This is a genomic window from Bartonella sp. CB10SXKL, assembly GCF_042195515.1.
GTDB lineage: Bacteria > Pseudomonadota > Alphaproteobacteria > Rhizobiales > Rhizobiaceae > Bartonella.
Window position 1 is genome coordinate 1 of sequence record NZ_JBHION010000066.1, and the last position, 1,679, is coordinate 1,679.

Below are 1,679 nucleotides of genomic sequence, written 5' to 3' on the forward strand. Positions count from 1 at the left end.
TTGATGCTGGAGGTAAAAAGATAACTGGAGTGGCAACGGGTACTGAAAGCACCGATGCGGTGAATTTTGCACAGCTAAAAGCAGCACAAGAAGCAGCGGTTATAAAAGGTTTAAAAATTAACACTACTGGCAAAGATTTTGCAGATCCTATAGCTGATGCAGAAAATTCAGTCGCTCTTGGTGCTGGCGCAAAAGCTGATGGCGAATCTGCGTTGGCTCTTGGTTACGGCGCGAAGAATTACGCAGAAAAGGGGATTGTTCTTGGTTACAATGCATCTGCAGCAAAGGAGGCGCTGTATAGTATTGCTATAGGTAGTGAGGCAAAAACGTTTAATCAGCATTCGATAGCTATAGGTACTGAGGCACAGGTAGAGCAGGGGGGGAGCCGTGGTATTGCTATAGGTTATCAAGCGCGGGTATCAAAGGAAGTGGATAGCATTGCTATAGGCTACATGGCTTATGCTTTAGGCAAAGACAGTATCGCGATAGGTTCCGAATATAATGAATCGATTGGGCCAGACGACCATACAATTGCAAAGGCTGATTATTCAACGGCTGTTGGTTCTGTTTCTAAAGCTTTGGAATATGCTACGACTGCTATAGGACATCGTGCAAAGTCAGCCGCAAAGAATGCTACTGCTTTGGGTTTTTATTCAGTAGCAACGGCAGAAGGAAGTGTTGCTCTAGGAAGCGATTCTGTATCTGATAGGGCTGCCTCTGCTTTGGGTTACACTTCTTTGTTGCAGGGTCCTTCACAAAGCGCCGAGGCGCAATGGAAAAGTACGCAGGGCGCAGTGAGTGTTGGTAATTTTGCTAAGGGTATAACGCGACAAATTACAGGCGTAGCAGCTGGGAGTGAATCTACCGATGCAGTTAATCTTGGACAGTTAAAAGATTTGGAAGAAGTTGTAAGAAAAAACGGTTGGAAATTGTCTGTTGGCGGTGAAAATGGCGAGACCGTTCTTATAGACGATGAAGTAGATTTTTCTGCTGGAAGTACAAATCTCACGGTTACAAAGGGCGATAAAGACAATAATATAAAATTTGATCTCGCCAGGAGTGTCATAGTCGATAAAATACAAACAGGAAACAATATCTTAGACGCAACAGGCTTAGTGATTTCTGGTGGACCGAAAATAATCATTTCTGGGATAGACGCTGGGGGTAAAAAGATAACAGGAGTGGCAAAGGGTACTGAAAGCACCGATGCGGTGAATTTTTCGCAATTAAAAGATGTCAAAGAACAAGTAGCAGCCAGTAGCTTCGTTAAACAGAATGTAGAAACGAGACACATCAGTATTGGAAAAGAAACAGATGGTGATAAAATTGATATTGCCAACAACAAAAATGAAAAGCGTACTCTTACAGGTATAAAGAATGGCGCGCTCACAGCAGCTTCAAATGAAGCAGTAAATGGTTCCCAGCTTTTTGAAACAAATAAAAATGTTACGACTGTAACAAGTGATCTCAAAACAGCATCTGAGAATGTAGTCAAATATTTTGGTGGTGGTGCTAGTTATAAAGATGGCATTTGGACAGCCCCTACATTCACGCTTAAAACCTTCGATGCTGATGGTGGATCTAAAGATAAGGATTATCCTGATGTAGCGGATGCACTTGCCGGTGTTGGAAGTTCTATCACGAATGTTCAGAATAAATTGACTGAACAGGTTAATAAT

General features: G+C 42.5%; 1 pseudogene. It reads left to right on the forward strand.

Going from position 1 to position 1,679, the window contains the following annotated elements:
* A pseudogene (locus ACFIK3_RS09405) lies at positions 1 to 1,679 on the forward strand (hypothetical protein); the annotation flags it as partial.